General features: G+C 68.5%; 5 protein-coding genes, 1 tRNA gene and 1 other RNA gene. 4 read left to right on the top strand and 3 right to left on the bottom strand.

What is annotated here, in order from left to right:
* Positions 1 to 32: 32 nt before the first annotated feature.
* Positions 33 to 120, bottom strand: a tRNA-Ser gene (locus tag ACFXGJ_RS23985).
* 103 nt (positions 121 to 223) lie between these two features.
* On the opposite strand from ACFXGJ_RS23985, the gene ffs reads away from it, so the two are divergent.
* An RNA gene (ffs, locus tag ACFXGJ_RS23980) (signal recognition particle sRNA small type) lies at positions 224 to 318 on the top strand.
* Positions 319 to 367: 49 nt separating this feature from the next.
* Positions 368 to 1,660 (top strand): aminotransferase class I/II-fold pyridoxal phosphate-dependent enzyme, encoded by a 1,293-nt coding sequence (locus ACFXGJ_RS23975; RefSeq protein ID WP_378625756.1) that lies wholly within the window; start codon positions 368 to 370, stop codon positions 1,658 to 1,660.
* Positions 1,661 to 1,697: 37 nt separating this feature from the next.
* Here ACFXGJ_RS23975 and ACFXGJ_RS23970 read toward each other — a convergent pair whose 3' ends face one another.
* A complete protein-coding gene (locus ACFXGJ_RS23970; protein ID WP_378625755.1) occupies positions 1,698 to 2,351 on the bottom strand; it encodes a DUF5701 family protein in 654 nt (217 codons plus the stop codon).
* A 97-nt stretch (positions 2,352 to 2,448) separates the two neighbouring features.
* On the opposite strand from ACFXGJ_RS23970, the gene ACFXGJ_RS23965 reads away from it, so the two are divergent.
* Positions 2,449 to 3,033 (top strand): HhH-GPD-type base excision DNA repair protein, encoded by a 585-nt coding sequence (locus ACFXGJ_RS23965; RefSeq protein ID WP_378625754.1) that lies wholly within the window; start codon positions 2,449 to 2,451, stop codon positions 3,031 to 3,033.
* A 110-nt stretch (positions 3,034 to 3,143) separates the two neighbouring features.
* Here the strand turns inward: ACFXGJ_RS23965 and ACFXGJ_RS23960 are convergent, their stop codons facing one another.
* Positions 3,144 to 4,004: a hypothetical protein gene (locus ACFXGJ_RS23960; RefSeq protein ID WP_378625753.1), complete on the bottom strand. Its 861-nt coding sequence runs from the start codon at positions 4,002 to 4,004 to the stop codon at positions 3,144 to 3,146.
* Between the two features lie 241 nt (positions 4,005 to 4,245).
* On the opposite strand from ACFXGJ_RS23960, the gene ACFXGJ_RS23955 reads away from it, so the two are divergent.
* Positions 4,246 to 4,848, top strand: a complete 603-nt coding sequence (locus ACFXGJ_RS23955) for a DUF732 domain-containing protein (RefSeq protein ID WP_378625752.1) — start codon at positions 4,246 to 4,248, stop codon at positions 4,846 to 4,848.
* Positions 4,849 to 4,921 lie beyond the last annotated feature (73 nt).

Here is a 4,921-nt window from a genome sequence, read left to right as displayed (position 1 = left end):
GCCCCCGAACTTCGAGTTCGGGGGCCGTCGTGTGGCGGAGGATAGGGGATTTGAACCCCTGAGGGCGTTAACCCAACCCGCGTTCCAGGCGAGCGCCATAGGCCACTAGGCGAATCCTCCGTGGGCGAGCATACCGGCTCGTCGGCGCAGGACGAAAACGGGGCCTCTTCGTCGCGACAACCCGGCCCGGTGTTCACCCGCCGCGGGTGCTCGCTACACTCATGGTGGATCCCGCGCGGCGCGCATCCTGTGAACTCCCCCAGGGCCGGAAGGCAGCAAGGGTCAATGGGCTCTGCCGGGTGCGCGGGGTCCCCTTAATTTCTTCTCGGTCCCACCCCCGCCGCCACGGTGTGAAAGGTATTCCGGCATGCCTACCCAAACCCAGATTGGGTTGATGAGCCACGAGGAACTCCGTTCCGAGCACGAACGGCAGTCCGCCAAGTACGCGCAGCTGAAGGCCGAGAAGCTCGTTCTGGACCTCACCCGTGGCAAGCCGGCACCCGAGCAGCTCGACCTCTCCGCGGCGCTGCTTTCCCTTCCCGGGGACGGTGACTACCGCGACGGCGCCGGCACCGACTGCCGCAACTACGGCGGACTGACCGGGCTGCCCGAGCTGCGCGCGATCTTCGGCGAGCTGCTCGGTATCCCGACCGCGAACCTGCTCGCCGGTAACAACGCGAGCCTCGAGATCATGCACGACCTCATCGTGTTCTCCCTGCTGCACAGCAGCGTCGACTCGCCGCGGCCGTGGTCCCAGGAACCGAAGGTCAAGTTCCTCTGCCCGAGCCCCGGGTACGACCGGCACTTCGCGATCACCGAATCCTTCGGGATCGAGATGATTGCCGTGCCGATGCGGTACGACGGGCCGGACGTCGACGCGATCGCGCACCTGGTCGCGACGGACCCGCAGATCAAGGGCATGTGGGCGGTCCCGACCTACTCGAACCCCACCGGCGCGGTGTACTCGGAGGAGGTCGTGCACGCGCTGGCCTCGATGCCGTCCGCGGCGCCGGACTTCCGGCTGTTCTGGGACAACGCCTATGCGGTGCATCCTCTCGCGGACGAGTTCGTGCCCGCCTACGACATTCTCGGCATCGCCGCGGAGGCCGGAAACCCCAACCGGCCGTACGTATTCGCGTCCACGTCGAAGATCACCTTCGCCGGCGCGGGCGTCAGCTTCTTCGGCAGCTCCGACGCGAACCTGGCCTGGTACCAGTCGCACGTGGGCAAGAAGAGCATCGGTCCGGACAAGGTGAACCAGCTGCGGCACCTGCGCTTCTTCGGCGACGCCGACGGCGTGCGGGCGCACATGGCCAAGCATCGCGAGATTCTGGCCCCGAAGTTCGCGGCGGTGCTGCGGATCCTCGAGGATCGTCTCGGCGCGTCGAAGGTCGCGTCCTGGACCGAACCCAAGGGCGGCTACTTCATCAGCCTCGACGTGGTCGAGGGCACCGCGAAGCGCGTCATCGGGCTCGCCAAGGACGCCGGGATCGCGTTGACCGCGGCGGGTTCCGCGTTCCCCTACGCGACCGACCCCGAGGACAAGAACATCCGGCTGGCACCGAGCTTCCCCTCGATGGAGGACCTCGAGACGGCGATGGACGGCGTCGCGACCTGCGTGCTGCTGGCCGCCGCCGAGCACGCGCTCGACAACCTGTAGGCCACAGGCCCGGTCCGTCGGACGCCGCCCGCCCGTGTCAGGGCAGCGGGACGCGGCCGCCGGTGGACGCCGAGCCCAGCCAGGTGTGCGGGTTGCCGTTCCAGCACCAGCCCAGTTTCGGTCGACGCTGGCTGATCCACAGGGCGGGCACCCGCTTGTCGCCGCACCGTGAGGAGAGCAGCGAGAAGCACCGGTTCTTGCGGAGCATGTCGGGGCGCACGGTGAGCAGGGAGATGCCCTCCGCCACGCTGAGCCCGGTGCGTTCCATCGCGGTCAGCGACGCCAGCGCGGCCGCGGGCGTGACGTTGAGGTACTCGGTCCCCGTGTCGATGTTCAGCAGCGCGTAGCCGATTCCGTCCGGAATCTCGACGGGGTCGATCGGCCGGAACCGGGCGAGATCGGCGGGCTCGAAGTCCGCGAACCCCTGCTTGGTGCCGAGGCGAGTGCGCGCCATCGCCTCGTACGCGTCGACGGATGCGCCCGTTGCGGTGCGAGCCACGACCAGGACGAACGGGATGTGGTCCTCGCCGTGGTCGGCGGCGCTCTCCGGGTGGGCGAGGACCACCTCGCGCAGGGGTTCCAGCGCGGCCGCGAAGTCCGCGTCGGTCAGCCCGGTCAGGCCGGGACAGCCCGCCTCGGTGAGTGCTGTGATCTGGCGGTCGAACTCGATCTCGGTCGGAGTGGCAGTCAAGGAATCCTCGCTTCCGTACGGTGTACCGAACTCAACGGGCGACGCGGCGCGATGGTTCCCACGCAGGTTCGTCGAGGTGAATGGCAGGATCGGGGGCATGGCACTCACGCTGCATCTCGCCGGAACCCCCGCTGCGGACGAGCTGCTCGCCGCGAATCCGTTGGCGCTGCTCATCGGGATGCTGCTGGACCAGCAGATTCCCATGGAGGTCGCGTTCACCGGTCCGAAGAAGCTCGACGATCGGCTCGGCGGGCTGGACGTGCACACGATCGCGGAGATGGACCCCGAGGCGTTCCTCGCGCTGTGCGCCACCCCGCCCGCCGTGCACCGGTTCCCGGGGTCGATGGGCAAGCGCATCCAGGACCTGTGCGTGTACCTGGTCGAGCACTACGACGGCCGGACCGAGGCGATCTGGACCGAGGGCGACCCGGACGGCAAGCAGGTTCTCAAACGGCTGAAGGCGCTGCCCGGGTACGGGGACCAGAAGGCCCGCATCTTCCTGGCGTTGCTGGGCAAGCAGATCGGCGTGCAGCTGCCCGGGTGGCGGGAGGCGGCGGGCGCCTACGGCGACGAGGGGTCGCGGCGGTCGATCGCGGACGTGGTCGACGACAAGACGTTGGCCGAGGTGCGCGAGTTCAAGAAGGCCGCGAAGGCGGCGGCGAAGGCCGGTAAGGGTTCGTAGCCCTTCGCCAACGGTTCAGCCCACGACGTGTCGCGCGACCGCACACCTTTCCGTGAACAGCGACTGTGCGTTCACGAGAAAGGTGTGCGGAGGCGAAGTGGCGGCCGGGATCAGCTGCCCGAGCTACCGCCGCTCGATCCGGAACTGCCGCCGGTGCCCGCGCCGGTCAGCGGATCTGTGCCGCCCGCCGCCGCCGGGAACAGGTACCCGGTCGAGACCGTGTTCAGCGATGTGCCTGTCGAGTTGGGAACCTTGGCTCGCCAGTTGACAATTGGGTTCAGCGCGCCGAACGGGCCGCACCCGGTCGCGCCGGGTAGCGCGAACCCGGTGGCCTCGTTCTTGACGTTGGTCATCGACACGGTTCCCTCCGGGTAGGGAGCTCCGATGGTCGATCCGGGGGGATCGGCGGGGGTGTTGGCCGGCTTGAGGTTGAACACCACCGGGGTCTCGGGAGACCCGATGTAGCAGTTGTCCCCGAGGAATGTGTTGTTGATCTTCAGCCGCACGGGGAGGGACATGTCGAAGTCGGTGATGTTGTCGGTGTTGAAGTGCGGAACCGAGACGGCTTGCACCTCGGAGGTCACGCCGGCGAGGCCGAAGAGGTTGTTCAGCGGCAGGTCGAACCCGAGCACGCCGCCGGGCACCGTCATCGGCCTGCCGTACACGCCGTTGTGACCGTCGTCTCGCGGGATGATGTCCCCTTGTTCGGGAAGGGTTCCGGCGATGATCATGTCGCCGTCCTTCATCGGCAGGGTGAAGCCGTTGTTGTCGAAGTTGCCGCTGTTCACCACGACGGCGAGACAGGCCTCGGCCTTGGGGTCGCAGACTGCGCCGCCCGGTACCGGCGTGGTCGCCGGAGCAGCCGAGGCGGGGGCGGCGGTCAGGACCAGCGCGCCACTTGCCGCGATTCCCAGGATCGCTCGCGTGGCGACGGCGCGATGGCGGGCGGTCCTGCGTCGAGAGTTGTTCATGTGCTTCCTTTACCTGTCGGACAGATGCTGGATGGACACGTGCATGGCAGACGCGACCCGCGTCGGGTCGCGTGCCGACCCGGTGACGAATCCATCGGGTCGACCCTGGTGCGCAAATCTTGAAACGGACAAACCCGATTCTTAGCACAATTCAAATTGCTTTGTGTTGCTTTCTAAGGAAGAAGTCGTAGCTGGTCAGGTGCGGTTACTCGAGGGTCAGTTCTGTGTCATGATCGCGCCCATGGTCCTTGCTCGAGCGGCGTTGATCGCGGCAGTGGTCGTCGGATGCGGTGCCGTCACCGCGTGCGGCGAGGGAGACATCCCGTCCCAACAGGCGTCCGCCCTGGAAGTCGTGGCCACGGAGACCTCGGCCCCTCGGATCGCGCCGGCGGAGGCCGTGGAGTCCGCCGCGCGCGCGGCGCCGGCAAGTCCCGATCCGGCTGCGGGGGATCCAGCCGGAGCCCCGACGTCCCCGGAGTCAATTGCACCGGAACCACCGCCGGTCCCGGTCCCGGCGCCGAAGCTGCAGTCGGCACCGGCCGCGAGTCCCCGTGCGGCCGAATTGGATGCGCGATCTCCCGACCAGGTCGTCGCCGATGCCGGGGAGAGGGGCCGGTCCTACCTGTCGGGCCTGCGGGCCGCGGGGCTGCCTCCGACGGGCATGGACGCGGCGGAGATCCTCTACGCGCAGGGCACCTGCGACGCCCTCGGCAAGGGGACCCCGAGGCCCGAGGTGTTGCGGGAGTTCGCGGGCGTCGGCGAGGCCTATGCGAAGTTCACCCCGATCCCCGCCGACCGGGTCGCGGAGATCTACGTATCCACCGCCGAACGCTCCTACTGCTGACTGTCGCGACGGCCGGTGCCGGGCGACGTGTAGTCGCCCGGCCCCGGTTGCAGCCGCTCTGTGGGCGCGGAGG

It is taken from the genome of Rhodococcus sp. NPDC059234, assembly GCF_042754225.1.
In the GTDB taxonomy this organism is placed as follows: domain Bacteria; phylum Actinomycetota; class Actinomycetes; order Mycobacteriales; family Mycobacteriaceae; genus Rhodococcus_G.
Note: the sequence above shows the minus strand (reverse complement) of the source record. Positions and strands in the feature narration are given on the sequence as shown.

Bases quoted from the DNA above. Each gene is read 5' to 3' on its own strand.
- ACFXGJ_RS23955 (WP_378625752.1), top strand. From the start codon at position 4,246: ATGGTCCTTGCTCGAGCGGCGTTGATCGCGGCAGTGGTCGTCGGATGC.
- ACFXGJ_RS23960 (WP_378625753.1), bottom strand. From the start codon at position 4,004: ATGAACAACTCTCGACGCAGGACCGCCCGCCATCGCGCCGTCGCCACG.
- ACFXGJ_RS23975 (WP_378625756.1), top strand. From the start codon at position 368: ATGCCTACCCAAACCCAGATTGGGTTGATGAGCCACGAGGAACTCCGT.
- ACFXGJ_RS23965 (WP_378625754.1), top strand. From the start codon at position 2,449: ATGGCACTCACGCTGCATCTCGCCGGAACCCCCGCTGCGGACGAGCTG.